Source organism: Pseudomonas sp. B111, assembly GCF_026428275.1.
GTDB lineage: Bacteria > Pseudomonadota > Gammaproteobacteria > Pseudomonadales > Pseudomonadaceae > Pseudomonas > Pseudomonas aeruginosa.
On the sequence record NZ_CP097857.1, the window covers coordinates 5,172,501 to 5,189,305 of the forward strand.

The window sequence follows — 16,805 nt, forward strand, 5'->3', positions numbered from 1 at the left end:
AGCAAGATCGCCGGCGGCCGTATCGCCACCGTCGCCATCGACCGCATGGCCTTCATGGTGCCGGTCGCGGTAGGTGCCCAGCTTTCCTTCTATACCCAGACCCTGGAAGTCGGTCGCAGCTCGATCCGCATGCTGGTCGAGGTGTGGAGCGACGACCCGCTGTCCAGCGAATGGCGCAAAGTCACCGAGGCGGTGTTCGTGTTCGTCGCCATCGATGGCAGCGGGCGCACCCGCCCAGTCCCGCCACGCCGGGGCTAGACGCAGGAACGCCGGCTATCGCCGGCGTTCTTGTTTGCGCGTTCCTCAGGCTCGCACGGGGTTGCCGCGTACCGGCGCATCCCCGGCCACGTAGTACTTCGCCGTGCTGCGCGGCAGCGGCTGGCGACCGCGGATCCTGTCGGCGATCTTCTCGGCCATCATGATGGTGGTGGCATTGAGGTTGCCGGTGATGATCAGCGGCATGATCGACGCATCCACCACTCGCAGTCCTTCCATGCCGTGGACCCGTCCCTGGCCATCGACCACCGCCATGTCGTCGCTGCCCATCTTGCACGAGCAGGATGGGTGGAAAGCGGTCTCCGCATGGTTGCGGATGAACTCGTCGAGTTCGGCGTCCGACTGCACGTTCACCCCTGGGCTCAACTCGCGGCCCCGATAGGGGTCCAGCGCCGGCTGGTTCATGATCTCGCGGGTCAGCCGGATGCCGTCGCGGAACTCCTGCCAGTCCTGCTCGTGGGACATATAGTTGAACAGGATGCTCGGATGCTGGCGCGGGTCCCTGGACTTCAGGTGGATGCGCCCGCGGCTCGGCGAGCGCATCGAGCCCATGTGCGCCTGGAAGCCGTGCTCCTGCACGCCCTTGCTGCCGTTGTAGTTGATCGCCACCGGGAGGAAATGGAACTGGATGTTCGGCCATTCGAACGCTTCGCGGGTTCGGATGAAGCCGCCAGCCTCGAACTGGTTGCTGGCGCCGAGGCCCTTGCCGAGGAACAGCCACTGGGCGCCGATGGCCGGCTGGTTCCACCATTTGGTCGCCGGGTAGATCGACACCGGCTGCTTGCAGGCGTACTGCAGGTAGAGTTCCAGGTGATCCTGCAGGTTGGCGCCGACGCCCGGCAGGTCATGCACCACCGGGATGTCCAGGTCGCGCAGCAGGGCCGCCGGGCCGACGCCGGAGCGTTGCAGCAATTGCGGCGAGGCGATCGCGCCGCTGCACACCAATACTTCGCGGCGGGCGTGGGCGGTGACCGGGTTGTCGCCGTTGCCCACCAGGTAGGAGACGCCGATGGCGCGCTTGCCGCTGAACAGGATGCGGTCGCTCAGGGCGTGGGTGACGATGGTCAGGTTGGGCCGGCCGCGGGCCTGGTCCAGGTAGCCGCGCCCGGTGGCGGCGCGACGGCCCTCCGGGGTGACGGTCCGGTCCATGGGGCCGAAGCCTTCCTGCTGGTAGCCGTTGAGGTCATCGGTTCGCGGGTAGCCGGCCTGCACGCCGGCCTCGACCATCGCATGGAACAGTGGGTTGTTGCCGGCCTTCGGCGTGGTCACGCTGACCGGGCCGTCGCCGCCATGGTAGTCGTTGGGGCCGATGTCCCGGGTTTCCGCCTTGCGGAAGTACGGCAGGCAGTCGAGGTAGCTCCAGTCCTCGAGGCCCGGCTCCTTGGCCCAGCCGTCGAAGTCCAGGGCGTTGCCGCGGATGTAGCACATGCCGTTGATCAGCGAGGAGCCGCCCAGGCCCTTGCCGCGACCGCACTCCATGCGGCGGTTGTTCATGTAGGGCTCGGGGTCGGTTTCGTAGGCCCAGTTGTAGCGCCGCCCCTGCAGCGGGAAGGCAAGGGCCGCCGGCATCTGGGTGCGGAAGTCGAAGCGGTAGTCGGGACCGCCAGCTTCGAGCAGCAGGACGCTGACGTCGGCATCTTCGGTGAGGCGGGTAGCGAGTACGTTACCGGCAGAGCCGGCTCCGATGATGATGTAGTCGAATTCCTGGGACATGCAGGCCTTCCTCTTTTCTCGGCATGACACCGGCCGCGACGCTGGCGCGCCGGTGTCTGGAAGTTCGGAATGGCCGGTGTCAGGGAGCGTTGCCTGGGACCGGCCTGGTTAGGGGTTCGAGCGCTGCGTCGAGGCTCAGAACACCGAGGCGTAGTCGCCCAGCTCCACTTGCACGGACTTGATGCGAGTGTAATGAGCCAGGGTAGTGAGACCGTTCTCGCGACCGACACCGGATTGCTTGTAACCGCCGACCGGCATTTCCGCCGGCGACTCGCCCCAGGTATTGATCCAGCAGATGCCGGCTTCCAGGCGATGGATGGCGCGGTGGGCGCGGGCCAGGTCCTGGGTCACGACGCCGGCGGCGAGGCCGTACTCGGTATCGTTGGCGCGGCGGATCGCCTCGTCTTCGTCGTCATAGACCAGGATGCTCATCACCGGGCCGAAGATTTCCTCGCGGACGATGGTCATGTCGTCGCTGCAATCGGTGAACACGGTCGGCGCGACGTAGGCGCCATTGCCGAACGCTCCATCGGTCACACGCTCGCCGCCGCACAGCAGGCGAGCCTTCTGCGCCTTGCCGGACTCGATGTAGCCGAGCACGCTTTCCATGTGCGGGAAGCTGACCAGCGGGCCGAAGTTGGTGTTCTCGTCCTGCGGGTCGCCGAGACGGATGCGCTGCACGCGCTCCAGTACCTTGGCTTCGAAGCGGGCCTGCTGGGAACGGTGGATGAACACCCGGGTGCCGTTGGTGCAGACCTGGCCGGAGCTGAAGAAGTTGGCCATGACGGCGATGTCGGCGGCACGGTCGAGGTCTGCGTCGGGGAAGATGATCAGCGGGGACTTGCCGCCCAGCTCCATGGTCACTTCCTTCAGCGACGAGCTGGAAGCGCTGGCCATGACTTTCTTGCCGGTGGAGGTGCCACCGGTGAAGGAGATCTTCTCGATGAGCGGGTGCTCGGTCAGCCACTGGCCGACTTCGCGTCCGCTGCCGGTGAGCACATTGAACACGCCGTCCGGCACGCCGGCCTCGGTGTAGATCTCGGCCAGCTTGAGGGCAGTCAGCGGGGTGACTTCGCTGGGCTTGAAGATCATCGCGTTGCCGGCAGCGAGGGCCGGGGCGGATTTCCACAGGGCGATCTGCACCGGGTAGTTCCAGGCGCCAATGCCGGCGACCACGCCCAGCGGCTCGCGGCGGGTGTAGACGAAGCTGGTTTCGCGCAGGGGAATCTGCTCGCCTTCGATGGCCGGGACCAGGCCGGCGTAGTACTCGAGCACGTCGGCGCCGGTGACGATGTCCACCGAGCGGGTTTCCGCCAGCGGCTTGCCGGTATCCAGGGTTTCCAGGGCGGCCAGTTCGTCGTTGCGCTCGCGGAGGATGTCGACGGCGCGACGGAGGATGCGCGAGCGCTGCATGGCGGTCATCGCCGCCCACACCTTCTGCCCCTCGACGGCGCTCTGCACGGCCCGCTCGACGTCTTCCCTGGAAGCCCGCTGGACCTTGGCGAGCACTTCGCCGTTGGCCGGGTTGATGGTCTCGAAGGTGGCGCCACTGCTGGCCTCCACGTAGCGACCGCCAATGTAGAGCTTCTGTTCTTCGAATCGGGCCATGTTGCAGTCCTCTCTTATCGGTATCGCAGGCGCAAGGCGGCGCCGCGGGGGTTTTCGTCCCTACCCCGACTGTTTTGCCAACTGCTGGTCGAGGTAGTCGTAAGCGATGTTCAGGGCCTCGTCGGTATCGAAGGCGTCGCCGGTCAGCGCGCCACGCAACCACAGGCCGTCGATCAGGGCCGCCAGGCCGCGTGCCGCGGCGCGGGCGTCGACCGCCGAGAGCTGGCGGCGGAACTGGTAGCACAGGTTCGAATACAGGCGATGGTCGTTGACCCGCTGCAATCGACGCAGTGCCGGCTGGTGCATGCTGGTCGCCCAGAACGCCAGCCAGGTCTTCATCGCCGGACCATTGACCTGGCTGTCGTCGAAGTTGCCTTCGACGATCGCTCGCAGGTGCGCCCTCGGACTGTCGTCGTAGAGCGCCGCGCGGCGTTCGCGTACGGCCTTGCTCAAGGCGCTGAGCAGGTGCCGCATGGTCGCTTCCAGCAAGCCGTTCTTGTCCTGGAAGTAGTGGCTGATGATGCCGTTGGAAACACCCGCCAGGCGGGCAATCAGGGCGATGCTGGCGTCTCCCATGCCGACCTGATCGACCGCCTCCAGGGTGGCGTGAATCAGTTGCGAGCGGCGGATGGGCTGCATACCGACCTTGGGCATTGCTATCTCCTCTCGTCGATAGGTGCGTGCGGGCACCGACCGACGTCATTGGTGGCCAGTCTATTTTGTTTTTATTGAACGTTCAATCAACTAAGAATAAGCTCGGCGTCCATGAGCGGCTCCCAGCCTGCGTGCAACCTGGCCCGCGCCGTTCATCACCTCGTCGCCGAAGTCCGCCAAGGATCGCAGAATCCGGGCTTCAAGTGGGGTGGCAATGCTGTGTCTGTAGTCCGCGGCCATAAGCCGCCATGCTTTCACTGCCATGGGGTCATCCTCCAATGAGTACTGCTTCGCCAATAAAAACAAACGAGCAGGTACGTCTGAATCCGATCGTGTTCTTCGGCTCGACCGCACTGATCCTGGTTCTGACCGCCGCCCTCATCCTCTATCCCGACAGCGCCGGAGCCTTGCTCGGCCGCATCCAGGCGTGGCTGTCGCACAGCTTCGGCTGGTACTACATGCTGGCCATCGGCGCCTACCTGTTCTTCGTCGCCTGGGTGGCCTTCTCGCGCTTCGGCACCCTCAAGCTCGGCGAGGAGCATGAAAAGCCGGACTTCAGCTACGGCGCCTGGGCCGGCATGCTGTTCTCCTCCGGGATCGGCATCTCGCTGCTCTACTTCGCCGCATCCGAGCCGATCGACCACCTCTACCACCCGCCCGAAGGCGTTCCCGGCAGCCCTCAGGCGGCGCGCCAGGCGCTGCAACTGACCTTCCTCCACTGGGGCCTGCACGGCTGGGCGATCTATGCCCTGGTCGGCCTCGCCGTCGGTTATTTCGCCTACCGCCATCGCCAGCCGCTGGCGTTGCGCTCGGCGCTCTATCCGATCCTCGGCGAGCGCTGGGTGAAAGGCGCCGCGGGCCACGCGGTGGATTGCTTCGGCATCTTCGTCACCCTTCTCGGGCTGGTGACCAACCTGGGCATCGGCGCCTTGCAGGTGTCGTCCGGTCTCGAGTACCTGACCGGCATGCCACACAGCAAAGGCACCCTGCTGGCGGTGATCCTGGTGATGAGCCTGGTCGCCACCCTGGCGGCGGTCTCCGGTGTCGAGAAAGGCATCCGCCGGCTGTCCAACCTGAATATCGTGCTGTTCAGCTCGCTGCTGCTGTTCGTGCTGGTCTGCGGTTCGACCCTGGAACTGCTCAACGGCTTCGTACAGAACCTCGGCGATTATCTCGACGGCCTGGTGCTGAAGACCTTCGACCTCTACGTCTACACCGGTGCCGGCACCGGCAAGAGCGAGGAATGGCTGGGCCTGTGGACCCTGTTCTACTGGGCCTGGTGGATTTCCTGGGCGCCCTTCGTCGGTATGTTCATCGCCCGCATCTCCCGCGGTCGCAGCGTGCGCGAACTGGTCTGCGGGGTGCTGCTGATCCCGCTGGGCTTCACCCTGGCCTGGCTGTCGGTATTCGGCAACAGCGCCCTGGACCTGGTGATGAACCACGGCGCGACCGACCTGGGCAAGGCCGCGCTGGAACAGCCGTCGATGTCGATCTACCTGCTGCTGGAACACTATCCGCTGTCGAAGATCGTCATCGGCCTGTCGATCTTCGTCGGCTTCGTGCTGTTCCTCACCCCGGCGGATTCCGGCTCGGTGATGCTGGCCAATCTCTCGCGCAGCGGCGGCGAGCTGGACGAGGACGCGCCGAACTGGCTGCGCATTCTCTGGTCGGCCGTCGTCACGCTAGTCACCATCGGCCTGCTGTTCGCCGGCAACTTCACGGCGATGCAAACCGTCGTGGTGCTCGCCGGGCTACCGTTCTCGGCGGTGCTGATCCTGTTCATGTTCGGCCTGCACAAGGCCATGCGCGCCGACTACGAGGCCCAGGTCGGCGACCGCCGCACCTACCAGCCAGTGCCGGCGCCAACCCAGCACCAGACCTGAATCCGGCGCCGCTAGGGCGCCCTCGCCAATCAGGTGCGTACTTGGCCCGGCGTTTCGCCGGGCCTTTCTTTTCTGCCGCCCGGCGCCCGGCGCCCGGCGCATGCCGCAGGAACCGGCGCGCGGGAGCGTGCGAAAGGAAGAACAGACGGAAAAAGCGCGGAGGATAAACGCGAATGCCCGGCAGCGCCGGGCATTCGCAGCGGTCCCGAGCGGGCCTTGGGGGTCAGCCGAGGTTCTTGCCCAGCAGCGCGTGGTACAGCTCGCTGTCGCCGAGCACCCCGACCACCCTGTCCTGCTCCTGCAGAACCAGCTTGTGGCCGGTCTGGTAGCGAATCTGCAGGGCATCGCGCATACGGATGCTGACATCCACCAGGGTCGGTTCGCGGCGCAGCTTCTCCACCGGGTCGCCCTGGCGCCAGCGTTGCAGATCGATGACGTTGCTGCCCTGGCGCGCGCCCTTGAGCACGTCGCCTTCGCTGAGACCGATCCAGCAGTCGCGGCCCTGGTCGAAGCAGATCTCGTCGTTCTGCCGGATGCACTGGTCGAGGCCACGCATCAGACTCTGGCCGCACAGCACGTTGAGCGGGTTGGTATGGGCGACGAAGGTACGCACGTAGTCGTCCGCCGGGCTCAGCACGATCTCTTCCGGCTTGCCGTGCTGGATGATCCGGCCGTCCTTCATGATCGCGATGCGGGTGCCGATCTTCAGCGCCTCGTCGAGGTCGTGGCTGACGAACACGATGGTCTTGTGCAGTTGCCGTTGCAGCACCAGCAGTTCGTCCTGCAATTGCTGGCGGATCAGCGGGTCGAGGGCGGAGAACGGTTCGTCCATCAGCAGGATGTCGCCATCCATCGCCAGCGCGCGAGCCAGGCCGACGCGCTGCTGCATGCCGCCGGAGAGCGAGTCGGGACGCTTGTCGCGCCACTGCGAGAGACCGACCAACTCGAGCTTCTCGTCGATCAGCTTCTTCCGCTCGGCGGCCGGACGGCCCTGCATCTCCAGGCCGAAGCCGACGTTCTCGGCCACCGTCAGCCAGGGCATCAGGGCGAACTTCTGGAACACCATGGCGATGCGCTTGGTGCGCATGGCCTTGAGGGTCGCCGGCGAGCAGTTGGCGATGTCCACCTGCGAACCTTCGTGCTCGATCAGCAGCTTGCCGCGGCTGACCTTGTTCAGGCCGTTGATGCAGCGCAGCAGGCTCGACTTGCCGGAGCCGGAAAGTCCCATCAGCACGCAGATCTCGCCGCGGTTGACGTCCAGGCAGGCGTCCTCGACGCCGAGCACCTGGCCGGTGCGCTTGAGGATCTCGGCGCGGCCGAGGCCCTGGTCGAGGAGCTTCAGGGCTTCCTTGGTGTGGGTGCCGAAGATGACGTCCACATGGTCGAATCGGATCGCGGTCATGGCTTATTTCCCCTTCACGGCGCGCTGCTTGCACACCCGGTCGAGCAGGATGGCGAGCAGGACGATGGCCAGGCCGGCTTCGAAGCCGAGGGAGATGTCGGCGGTGTTCAGCGCGTTCACCACCGGCTTGCCGAGGCCATCGGCGCCGACCAGCGCGGCGATCACCACCATCGACAGGGAGAGCATGATGCATTGGGTGATGCCGGCGGCGATGCTCGGCATCGCGTGCGGCAGCTCGATGCGCGTCAGCAGTTGCCAGCGCGAGCAGCCGAAGGCCTTGCCGGCGTCGAGCAGCTCCGCCGGCACGTCCTGGATACCCAGGCAGGTCAGGCGGATCGGCGCGGCGACGGCGAAGATCACCGTGGAGATCAGGCCCGGCACCACGCCGAGACCGAACAGGGTCAGGGTCGGGATCAGGTAGACGAAGGTCGGTACCGTCTGCATCAGGTCCAGCAACGGCCGCAGCGCGGTGTAGAACCACGGCTTGTGCGCGGCGACGATGCCCAGCGGCACGCCCACGGCGATGCACACCAGGGTGGCGAATATCACCTGGGCGAGGGTTTCCATGGTCTCCTGCCAGTAGCCCAGGTTGAGGATCAGCAGCAACGAGGCCAGGGCGAACACGGTCAGCCCCCAGCTGCGCTGGATGAAATGCACCAGCCCTACCAGCAAGGCGATCAGCACCAGCGGGTTGAACCAGAGCAAGCCGTTGGTGACGCCATGGATGAGGAACTCCAGGGTGTCGGAGATCTTGTCGAAGAACGATGCGCCATGCAGGGTCAGCCAGTCGACGAAACCGGCGATCTGCTCTCCCAGCGGGAGCTTGTGATCAGTCAGGAACATAATCAGGGTCCATCAAGAGCGGGAAATGAACGACCGGTCGCCTACTTGGCGAACGCCAGCTTGGCCGCGGCTGCGGCAGGCTGCCCGTCGCGGGTGGTGACACCGGCCAGCCAGGCATCCAGCTGTTCCGGGTGATCCTTCAACCAGGCCTTAGCGGCTTCCTCGGGTTTCTTGTTTTCGTTGAGTACCGCGTCCATCAGCTTGTTCTCCATCTCGAGGGTGAAGCTGAGGTTCTTCAGCAGTTGGCCGACGTTGGCGCACTCCTGGGCGTAGCCCTTGCGCACGTTGGTGTAGATGGTCGCGCCGCCATAGTTGGGGCCGAAGAAGTCGTCGCCGCCTTCCAGGTACTTCATCTGGAAGCGGGTATTCATGGGGTGCGGCTCCCAGCCGAGGAACACCACCCACTGGTTGCGCCGGATGGCCCGCTGCACCTGCGAGAGCATGCCCGCCTCGCTGGATTCCACCAACTTGAACTTGCCCAGTTCGAAGGCGTTCTTGTCGATCATGCTCTGGGCGACGCGGTTGCCGTCGTTGCCCGGCTCGATGCCGTAGATCTTGTTGCCCAGCTTGTCGGAGAACTTCGCGATATCGGCGAAGCTGCGCAGGCCGCCGTCGTAGACGTACTGGGGAACCGCCAGGGTGTACTTGGCGCCCTCCAGGTTGGCGCGCAGCGTCTCGACCGTGCCTTTCTCGGCGTACTGCTTGATGTCGTTGGTCATGGTGGGCATCCAGTTGCCCAGGAATACGTCGAGGTCGTTGTTGGCCAGGGAGCGGTAGGTCACCGGCACCGAGAGCAGATTGACCTTGGTCTTGTAGCCGAGGGACTCGAGGACCTGGCGGGTGACCGCGGTGGTCACTGTGATGTCGGTCCAGCCGACGTCGGCGAAACGCACCGACGCACAGGATTCGGGCTCCGCGGCCTGGGCTGCCAGCGGTGCGCACAGAGACACGGCCAGCAGCCAAGACTTGCAACCTTTCATAGCGAACTCCTCTGCAGGGTAAGGCGCCGGCGCTACCCCGAAGGGCGCGGCGGTCTGTCTGTATCGGGCCGACCGGTAGCGGCCCTCAGCGGGCAATTCGTGAACGATCATGAAACAGGACGCATCCGTCGCCTACAGGGTGGGTCGCAACCAGTGCAGGCGGGGTCGCATTCAGTACCCGCTGTGTCGCATTCAATCATAGTGGTCTTTGCCGGCGACCAGCGGATGCCGTTTTCGGAGCGGCGCGAGCCCGTTCTCATTCCGACGCCGTGCAGGTGCAGACGCCCCCCGGCCGCAGAGGTTCCCCGATCCGGGCGCGGACGCGGCGCTTTTGGACATGGCCGGGTCGGTGGCGGATGCGGCCCGCCTCGGGGAAAGCCCGATGATGCGCAGGAATCGCGGGCGGAGGAGCCGCCACCCCCACTACGCAGGCACGGATGCCGCGGCAATCCCGGAGGCCGGCATGGCTATCAGTGTGTTCGACCTTTTCAAGATCGGTATCGGCCCGTCCAGTTCGCATACCGTCGGCCCCATGCGCGCCGCCGCGCTGTTCACCGCTGCCCTGCGCCAACGCCAGGCGCTGTCGGCGGTGCGGCGTCTCGAAGTGCGCCTGTACGGCTCGCTGTCCGCCACCGGCGTCGGCCACGGCACCGATCGCGCGGTGATCATGGGCCTGATGGGCGAATGGCCGGATCGTATCGACCCGACCCAGATCGCCCCGCGCATGGCCGCGCTGCTCGATAGCGGCCTGCTGCAACTGGACGGCCGCGTGGCGGTACCGTTCGACTGGGTGCGCGACATGCGCCTGCTCGACGAGAACCTGCCCTACCACCCCAACGCCATGACCCTGGTCGCCTACGGCGAGCAAGGCGAACTGCACCAGGAGACCTACTACTCGGTGGGCGGGGGCTTCGTGGTCGATGCGGCACAGGCCGCCTCGGGACAGCTCGACCAGGACCACACGGTGCTGCCCTACGACTTCTCCAGCGCCGAGGAACTGTTGCTGCTGTGCAAGCGCCACAACCTGCGGGTATCCGAGCTGATGCTGGCCAACGAACGCATCTGGCGCAGCGAGACCGACATCCGCGAAGGCCTGCGGCGCATCTGGCAGGCGATGCGCGATTGCGTCGACAACGGGTTGCGCAACGAAGGCATCCTTCCCGGCGGGCTCAACGTGCAACGCCGCGCCGCGCGCCTGCACCGCAACCTGCAGGAGATCGGCAAGCCCAACGTGATCGGCTCGACCCTCAGCGCCATGGAATGGGTCAACCTGTTCGCCCTGGCGGTGAACGAGGAGAACGCCGCCGGCGGACGCATGGTCACCGCGCCCACCAACGGCGCGGCGGGGATCATCCCGGCGGTGCTGCACTACTATATGAAGTTCAATCCCGACGCCCAGGACCGCGACGTCGTCGACTACCTGCTGGCCGCCGCCGCGGTGGGCATCCTGTGCAAGAAGAACGCCTCGATCTCCGGCGCCGAGGTCGGCTGCCAGGGCGAGGTCGGCTCGGCCTGCGCGATGGCCGCCGCCGGCCTGGCGGAAGTCCTCGGCGCCACCCCGGCGCAGGTCGAGAACGCTGCCGAGATCGGTCTGGAACACAATCTCGGGCTGACCTGCGACCCGGTTGGCGGGCTGGTCCAGGTGCCCTGTATCGAGCGCAACGCGATCGCCGCGGTGAAGGCCATCAACGCGGCGCAAATGGCCTTGCGCGGCGACGGCCAGCATTTCATCTCGCTGGACAAGGTGATCCGCACCATGCGCGACACCGGCGCCGACATGCACGACAAGTACAAGGAAACCTCGCGCGGGGGCCTGGCGGTGAACGCCATCGAGTGCTGAACCGGAATTGCTCACGAAACGATCGAGACGCCACTTTTTGGCGCATATGACGCGTGACCGGGCGGTCGCCATCCGTCACACTGCGGGGTAACGGCTCGCCGCCCGTCGTTACCTTTGTCGCCACGGCCGCTGCCCCGCCTTCTCGCCGGGGGCCGCCCTGGTGCTACCGAAATGCCCAGGCGCGCGGCGCGCCGCCAGCCGTCGCCCATGCTGTCGTTGTGCCAGGCCCGAGTGGAAATGCCGGGCTAAAGCCTTCCGGCTTTTTTGATTGAACGACCAATCAATATAGGCATGGCATTTGCCTTGCTCTGGTTACAAGCAACGCCGACGGCGTGGCCCAAGCAGCCACCCGGAAATTCCAACAATCATAAAAAAAGCCTCGTGAGAGGCCTGCTTGCTCAGCGTGAGGAGATACACCCATGACCACGTACGCGCCCGGAGTTCCGCCACAGAACCGAAATCCGCAGTCCATCGGCTTCCTGCTGCTGGATAACTTCACCCTGATCTCCCTGGCCTCGGCGGTGGAACCGTTGCGCATGGCCAACCAGCTCTCGGGACGCGAACTCTACCGCTGGCATACGCTGAGCCTGGACGGCCGCCAGGTCTGGGCCAGCGACGGCCTGCAGATCACCCCCGACGCCGGTACCGACAACGCCCCGGCAGTGGATTGCGTGATCGTCTGCGGCGGCGTCGGCATCCAGCGCAGCGTCACCCGCGAGCACGTCACGTTCCTCCAGGCCCAGGCCCGCCAGGGTCGGCGCCTCGGCGCGGTGTGCACCGGCAGTTGGGCGCTTGCCCGCGCCGGCCTGCTCGACGGCTACGATTGCAGCGTGCACTGGGAATGCCTGGCGGCGATGCAGGAAGCCTTCCCCCGGGTGGCCATGAGCACCCGCCTGTTCTCCATCGACCGCAACCGCTTCACCTCTTCCGGCGGCACCGCGCCGATGGACATGATGCTGCACCTGATCGGCCGCGAGCATGGCCGCGAGCTGTCGGCGGCGATCTCCGAGATGTTCATCTACGAGCGCATCCGCAACGAGCAGGACCACCAGCGCGTGCCGCTCAAGCACATGCTCGGCACCAACCAGCCGAAGTTGCAGGAGATCGTCGCGCTGATGGAGGCCAACCTGGAGGAACCGATCGACCTCGACGAACTGGCGGTCTACGTCAACGTCTCGCGTCGCCAGCTCGAGCGGCTGTTCCAGAAGTACCTGCACTGCTCGCCGTCGCGCTACTACCTGAAGCTGCGCCTGATCCGCGCCCGCCAGTTGCTCAAGCAGACGTCCATGTCGATCATCGAGGTGGCCTCGGTCTGCGGCTTCGTCTCCACCCCGCACTTCTCCAAGTGCTACCGCGAGTACTTCGGCATCCCGCCGCGCGACGAGCGCCAGGGTCAGCCGCTGGGCCAGCCGGTGGTGCTGATGCCGATCCCGCAGGACCTGGCGCTGATGCCCAACTCCTCGGCGCTGTCGGCCCTGAGCCAGGCGCAGGGCGAGTCGACCTTCGCCAGCGTGCGGATCTGACCGCGCATCCCTGCCCGCCCGTCCACGGGGGCGGGCAGGGCCTTGTCAGCCCCGCGGCACCAGCGCCGGCAGCAGTTGCCGGGAAATCGCCTCGCGCACCGCCGGCAGCAGCGTGGCGTGCCCGCCGAGCATGTCCTCCACCAGCCGCCGCAGCGCCTGGGCGCGCTCCGGGCTGAGGCCGCGCACGGCGTATTCGCAGGCCTGCTCCGGAGTCGAGTCCGGCGGCACGCTGAAGCCCAGCGCCTGCAGGCGTTCGCGGAAATCGTCCTGGTCGATCAGATCGGCGTGCATCATCGCGGCAGCTCCTTCGATGGGGATTGCCATCGATTCTGCTGAGCCCACGTCGCTCCCGGCAAGGGGGCTGTCCCGCCTGGACATGGGCAGGTCGTTTTCGGCTAATTCGACCGTCAGCGACACCGCCACAATCACCTCCAGCGGCTTGCGGAATGCAGCGGACGGCTTCCGGAAAACGCCAGACTCACACTGAGGGCCGTTCCTGGCTCCTTTTTCATCCCCCTCCGCGCGTCGGGCGCGGCAGGGGGATCTTTTTACCGGGAGCCGGCTAGCCGGCGCCGAGTCCCGCCCGACAGTGTTCCCAGAAGCGCTCGAAGCCCGGCGAGAGGAACTTGTCGCGCTGGCGCAGCATGTAGAAACGCCGGCGCAACGGCGGCAGGCTGCTGCGCAGTTCGACCAGCGCGCCGGAGGCCAACTGTTCCTCGACCACCCAGCGCGACAGGCAACTGATGCCCAGCCCGGCGGCGACGCTGTGCTTGATCGCCTCGGAGCTGCCCAGGTCCAGGCTGTCTTCCAGGTAATGCAGGTGGCCCAGCAGGGCGTGGCTGACCTCCTCGCGCGTGCCCGAGCCGGGCTCGCGCAGCAGCCAGCGCGCACGGCGCAGGGCCTCGCGGGAGACCTGGGTGCGCAAGGCCAGCGGGTGGCCGGGCGCCGCCACCACGATCAGGCTGTCCTCGAGCCAGGGCTCCACCCGCAGGCCCGGCTCGTGGCAGGGGCCTTCGATGAGGCCGATGTCCGCCGCGAAGGTCACCACGTCCTGCACCGCCGAACCGGTGTTGCCGATGCTGGCGTTGACCCTCACCCCCGGCTGCTCCCGCTCGAAGGAGGCCAGCAGGCGTGGCAGCACGTAGTTGCCGATGGTGCTGCTGGCCGCCACCGTCAGGCTCGCCTGGGGCGCGGCGGAAACCGCGAACTGCTGCTCCAGTTGCGCCACCCCGTCGAGCAGGCGCAATGCCTGGGGCAGGAAGCGGCGGCCGACCTCGTTCAGTTGCAGGCGCTTGCCGACCCGGTCGAACAGGCGCGTGGAAAGCTGCGACTCCAGCTCGTTGAGCGCAGCGCTGGTGGCCGACTGCGACAGCGAGATGGATTCCGCCGCCGCCGTGGTACTGCCGCAGCGAGCCACCGCACAGAAGATCTGGAGCTGACGGAAACTGAGGGCCATGGACTCACCTACCTGTTTTTCAGGTATTTAATACAGAAACTATTCGTTTCACAAATTCATGCCCGCTACCTAACCTGCGTCCCGTGACCTCACCTGAGGAGCGAAGGATGCACACCCTCCCCGTCAAGACCGGTACCAGACCCCTGGCCCAGGTCCAGAAACTCATCCCCGGCCTGCTGCTCAGCGCCGCCCTGGCCGGCGCGGCGATCCTCCTGGGTCGTTCGCAATGGTTGCAGCACAACGGCATCAGCGCGCTGACCCTGGCCATCGTGCTCGGCATCGTCGTCGGCAACACCCTGTACCCTCGGATCGCCGCCGGCAGCGCCGCCGGCGTCGGCTTCTCCAAGCAGATCCTGCTGCGCGCCGGGATCATCCTCTACGGCCTGCGCCTGACCTTCCAGGACATCGCCGGCGTCGGATTGCACGGCGTGCTGCTGGACGCCCTGATGCTCGCCAGCACCTTCGGCCTGGCGTGCCTGCTCGGCACCCGGCTGTTCGGCCTGGACCGCACCACCACCCTGCTGATCGGCGCCGGCAGTTCGATCTGCGGCGCCGCCGCGGTGATGGCCACCGAGCCGGTGGTGCGCGGCCGCGCCGAACAGGTCGCGGTGGCGGTCTCCACCGTAGTGGTGTTCGGCACCCTGGGCATCTTCCTCTATCCGGCGCTGTTCCAGTTCGACCAGGACTGGGGGCTGCTGCCACGCGACCCTGGCACCTGGGGCGTGTACATCGGCGCCACGGTGCACGAGGTGGCCCAGGTGGTCGCCGCGGGTCGCTCGATCGGCATAGAGGCAGCGGATACCGCGGTGATCGCCAAGATGGTCCGGGTAATGATGTTGGCGCCCTTCCTGATCCTGCTCTCGGCCTGGCTGGCACGCGACAAGGCGCACCGCCGGCAGCACAGCGGCGCGACCAAGATCACCATTCCCTGGTTCGCCGTCGGCTTCGTACTGGTCGCCGGGCTCAACTCGCTGGTCAGCCTGCCGCCGGCGCTGGTCAGCCACGTCAACGACCTCGACACCTTCCTCCTGGCCATGGCAATGGCCGGCCTCGGCCTTGGCACGCACCTCTCGGCGATCCGCCGCGCCGGCCTCAAGCCGCTGCTGCTGGCCGCCCTGCTATTCGCCTGGCTGGTGCTCGGCGGTGGATTACTCACCCGCCTGGCGCTCGCCTGAGTCCTCCGCCAGGAAGCCCTGCACGGCCCGTCGCAAGGCCTCGTGCAGGGCTTCCACCTCGTCGATGCCGTGGCCGCGCAGGCAGCCATGGACCAGCCCGTTTCCCGGATAGAACCCTGCCTCGCCACCCGCCGCGCGTAGCGCTGCGCCATAGCGCTCGCCGTCGTCGCGCAGCGGATCGAATTCGGCGACCGCCACGAAGGCCGGCGGCAGGCCAGTGAAATCAGCGGCCTCCAGGGGCAGCGCCAGCGGCTGTCGGTGCAGCGCCGCCAGCGGCAGGTAGGCGTCCAGGCACGCCTGCACATCGCCGAGGCCGAGCAACGGCGCGTCGACGCAGTCGATCCGCGAGGGCGATGGCGCGGCGGACAGCAAGGGATAGAGCAATATCTGCGCAGCCGGCGACGGCGCGCCGCCATCGCGCAGGGCCAGGCACAGCGCCGCCGCCAGGTTGCCGCCGGCGCTGTCGCCGGCCACCAGCAGGCGTCGCCCATCCAGCGCTTCGTCCAGCTCGCCCAGGCTCAGCGCCTGCCAGGCACGCAGGCAATCCTGCAATGCCGCCGGGAACGGATGCTCCGGCGCCAGTCGGTAATCCACCGCCAGCACCAGCAGGCCCAGGCGCGCCGCCAGGTCGGCGCAGATGAAATCGTGTGAATCGAGGCCGCCGAGCATCCAGCCACCACCGTGCAGGTAGAGCAGCGCCGGCCAACCGCCGGGCGGTGCCGGGCGGTCGGGGCGATAGCGGCGCACGCGCACCGGCGGCGCGGCCGGCAAGCAGGAGTCGAGCACCCGCAAACCGGCCGGGCGCGGCGGCGCGAACGCCTGGCACATCCGCGCGTAGGCCGCACGTTGCGCATCCAGGCGCGGACTGTCGCTGGCGAACGCCCGGCTGTGCTCGACGAAGCGCCACATCGCCGGAGACAGCGGATACTTCGCAGCCATCGCGCTCAGCGCAGCGGCGGCAGGCCGATCACCCGACCGACACCTTCCGGCACGGGGAGCGCGCGATGTGCCTCGGCGAGCGCCTCGACCCGCGCCAGCACCTCGCCTGCGAACGGCACCGAGCGCGGGCCGTCGAGGCTGACGTGGAGCAGTATCTGCTCGCTCAGCGCCAGCGCCTGCCCGCTGCCAGGCAGGTACAGGGCATGGTGGATATGCAGGCGCTTGCGATCGTGACCGAGCAGTTGCGTGCGCACCTCGACCCTGGCGCCCTCCTTCACCTCGTGGAGGAAGTTCAGGTGGCATTCCAGGGTGAACAGCGAGTGTCCGCTGGCGTCGCGGTTCTGGCTGTCCAGGCCGATATGCGCCATCAGCGCATCGGTGGCGTAGCTGAACAGCAGTAGGTAGAAGGCATCGCGCAAGTGGCCGTTGTAGTCCACCCACTCGGGCAGGACCGGCGTCTCGTAGGTCGTCAGGGCTTGGCTCATGGCATGCTCCGTGGTTGCGCTCCGCCCG

The 16,805-nt window shown here is 66.9% G+C and carries 15 protein-coding genes (1 of these 15 only partly in view); 5 read left to right on the forward strand and 10 right to left on the reverse strand.

From position 1 onward, the window contains the following. On the forward strand, positions 1-258 hold the 3' portion of the coding sequence (locus M6E97_RS23950) for an acyl-CoA thioesterase (protein ID WP_003096677.1). 147 nt of this gene lie to the left of the window's left edge; the window shows 258 of its 405 coding nt (coding positions 148-405); its start codon lies beyond the left edge, outside the window; the stop codon is at positions 256-258. A 45-nt stretch (positions 259-303) separates the two neighbouring features. On the opposite strand, the gene betA is transcribed toward M6E97_RS23950, so the two are convergent. The 3 genes from betA to betI all read right to left on the reverse strand — a co-directional run bounded on the left by betA (position 304) and on the right by betI (position 4,251). Further along, positions 304-1,989, reverse strand: coding sequence for a choline dehydrogenase (gene betA / locus M6E97_RS23955; protein ID WP_003136284.1), 1,686 nt, complete (start codon positions 1,987-1,989; stop codon positions 304-306). 135 nt (positions 1,990-2,124) lie between these two features. Further along, positions 2,125-3,597 (reverse strand): betaine-aldehyde dehydrogenase, encoded by a 1,473-nt coding sequence (gene betB / locus M6E97_RS23960; RefSeq protein ID WP_003121323.1) that lies wholly within the window; start codon positions 3,595-3,597, stop codon positions 2,125-2,127. A 60-nt stretch (positions 3,598-3,657) separates the two neighbouring features. Beyond that, positions 3,658-4,251: a transcriptional regulator BetI gene (betI, locus tag M6E97_RS23965; protein WP_033938214.1), complete on the reverse strand. Its 594-nt coding sequence runs from the start codon at positions 4,249-4,251 to the stop codon at positions 3,658-3,660. A 332-nt stretch (positions 4,252-4,583) separates the two neighbouring features. On the opposite strand from betI, the gene M6E97_RS23970 reads away from it, so the two are divergent. Next, a complete protein-coding gene (locus tag M6E97_RS23970; protein ID WP_015503860.1) occupies positions 4,584-6,134 on the forward strand; it encodes a BCCT family transporter in 1,551 nt (516 codons plus the stop codon). 223 nt (positions 6,135-6,357) lie between these two features. On the opposite strand, the gene choV is transcribed toward M6E97_RS23970, so the two are convergent. From choV to M6E97_RS23985, 3 genes are read right to left on the reverse strand one after another with little or no spacing between them, the layout of a single operon-like run. Continuing rightward, complete coding sequence (choV, locus tag M6E97_RS23975) at positions 6,358-7,536, reverse strand: choline ABC transporter ATP-binding protein (RefSeq protein WP_003096690.1); 1,179 nt, start codon at positions 7,534-7,536, stop codon at positions 6,358-6,360. 3 nt (positions 7,537-7,539) lie between these two features. Next, a complete protein-coding gene (gene choW, locus M6E97_RS23980) occupies positions 7,540-8,379 on the reverse strand; it encodes a choline ABC transporter permease subunit (RefSeq protein WP_003096692.1) in 840 nt (279 codons plus the stop codon). Between the two features lie 41 nt (positions 8,380-8,420). Next, positions 8,421-9,359: a choline ABC transporter substrate-binding protein gene (locus M6E97_RS23985; RefSeq protein ID WP_003104841.1), complete on the reverse strand. Its 939-nt coding sequence runs from the start codon at positions 9,357-9,359 to the stop codon at positions 8,421-8,423. Between the two features lie 463 nt (positions 9,360-9,822). On the opposite strand from M6E97_RS23985, the gene M6E97_RS23990 reads away from it, so the two are divergent. Together M6E97_RS23990 and M6E97_RS23995 are read left to right on the forward strand one after the other, a co-directional pair. Further along, positions 9,823-11,199, forward strand: coding sequence for an L-serine ammonia-lyase (locus M6E97_RS23990; RefSeq protein ID WP_003111339.1), 1,377 nt, complete (start codon positions 9,823-9,825; stop codon positions 11,197-11,199). Positions 11,200-11,618: 419 nt separating this feature from the next. After that, a complete protein-coding gene (locus tag M6E97_RS23995; protein ID WP_003096699.1) occupies positions 11,619-12,722 on the forward strand; it encodes a GlxA family transcriptional regulator in 1,104 nt (367 codons plus the stop codon). Between the two features lie 45 nt (positions 12,723-12,767). On the opposite strand, the gene M6E97_RS24000 is transcribed toward M6E97_RS23995, so the two are convergent. Together M6E97_RS24000 and M6E97_RS24005 are read right to left on the reverse strand one after the other, a co-directional pair. Further along, entirely contained in the window at positions 12,768-13,016 is a 249-nt protein-coding gene (locus M6E97_RS24000; RefSeq protein ID WP_003096701.1) for a hypothetical protein, read from the reverse strand. Between the two features lie 268 nt (positions 13,017-13,284). After that, on the reverse strand, positions 13,285-14,178 hold the full coding sequence (locus tag M6E97_RS24005) for a LysR family transcriptional regulator (RefSeq protein ID WP_003142060.1): 894 nt from the start codon (positions 14,176-14,178) through the stop codon (positions 13,285-13,287). A gap of 107 nt (positions 14,179-14,285) precedes the next feature. Between M6E97_RS24005 and M6E97_RS24010 the strand changes: the two genes are divergently transcribed. Next, positions 14,286-15,353 carry a YeiH family protein gene (locus M6E97_RS24010; RefSeq protein ID WP_004364690.1) on the forward strand — a complete coding sequence of 356 codons (1,068 nt, stop codon included), beginning with the start codon at positions 14,286-14,288 and terminating at the stop codon, positions 15,351-15,353. Here the strand turns inward: M6E97_RS24010 and M6E97_RS24015 are convergent. Further along, positions 15,327-16,292 (reverse strand): acylcarnitine hydrolase, encoded by a 966-nt coding sequence (locus M6E97_RS24015; RefSeq protein WP_004364692.1) that lies wholly within the window; start codon positions 16,290-16,292, stop codon positions 15,327-15,329. The two genes, M6E97_RS24010 and M6E97_RS24015, sit on opposite strands and share 27 nt — an antisense overlap. 5 nt (positions 16,293-16,297) lie before the next feature. Continuing rightward, positions 16,298-16,777, reverse strand: a complete 480-nt coding sequence (locus M6E97_RS24020; protein ID WP_033938215.1) for a thioesterase family protein — start codon at positions 16,775-16,777, stop codon at positions 16,298-16,300. Positions 16,778-16,805 lie beyond the last annotated feature (28 nt).

Bases quoted from the DNA above. Each gene is read 5' to 3' on its own strand.
- choW (WP_003096692.1), bottom strand. From the start codon at position 8,379: ATGTTCCTGACTGATCACAAGCTCCCGCTGGGAGAGCAGATCGCCGGT.
- M6E97_RS24000 (WP_003096701.1), bottom strand. From the start codon at position 13,016: ATGATGCACGCCGATCTGATCGACCAGGACGATTTCCGCGAACGCCTG.
- M6E97_RS24005 (WP_003142060.1), bottom strand. From the start codon at position 14,178: ATGGCCCTCAGTTTCCGTCAGCTCCAGATCTTCTGTGCGGTGGCTCGC.
- betA (WP_003136284.1), bottom strand. From the start codon at position 1,989: ATGTCCCAGGAATTCGACTACATCATCATCGGAGCCGGCTCTGCCGGT.
- M6E97_RS23995 (WP_003096699.1), top strand. From the start codon at position 11,619: ATGACCACGTACGCGCCCGGAGTTCCGCCACAGAACCGAAATCCGCAG.
- betI (WP_033938214.1), bottom strand. From the start codon at position 4,251: ATGCCCAAGGTCGGTATGCAGCCCATCCGCCGCTCGCAACTGATTCAC.
- choV (WP_003096690.1), bottom strand. From the start codon at position 7,536: ATGACCGCGATCCGATTCGACCATGTGGACGTCATCTTCGGCACCCAC.
- M6E97_RS24010 (WP_004364690.1), top strand. From the start codon at position 14,286: ATGCACACCCTCCCCGTCAAGACCGGTACCAGACCCCTGGCCCAGGTC.
- M6E97_RS24020 (WP_033938215.1), bottom strand. From the start codon at position 16,777: ATGAGCCAAGCCCTGACGACCTACGAGACGCCGGTCCTGCCCGAGTGG.
- M6E97_RS23985 (WP_003104841.1), bottom strand. From the start codon at position 9,359: ATGAAAGGTTGCAAGTCTTGGCTGCTGGCCGTGTCTCTGTGCGCACCG.
- M6E97_RS24015 (WP_004364692.1), bottom strand. From the start codon at position 16,292: ATGGCTGCGAAGTATCCGCTGTCTCCGGCGATGTGGCGCTTCGTCGAG.
- M6E97_RS23990 (WP_003111339.1), top strand. From the start codon at position 9,823: ATGGCTATCAGTGTGTTCGACCTTTTCAAGATCGGTATCGGCCCGTCC.
- betB (WP_003121323.1), bottom strand. From the start codon at position 3,597: ATGGCCCGATTCGAAGAACAGAAGCTCTACATTGGCGGTCGCTACGTG.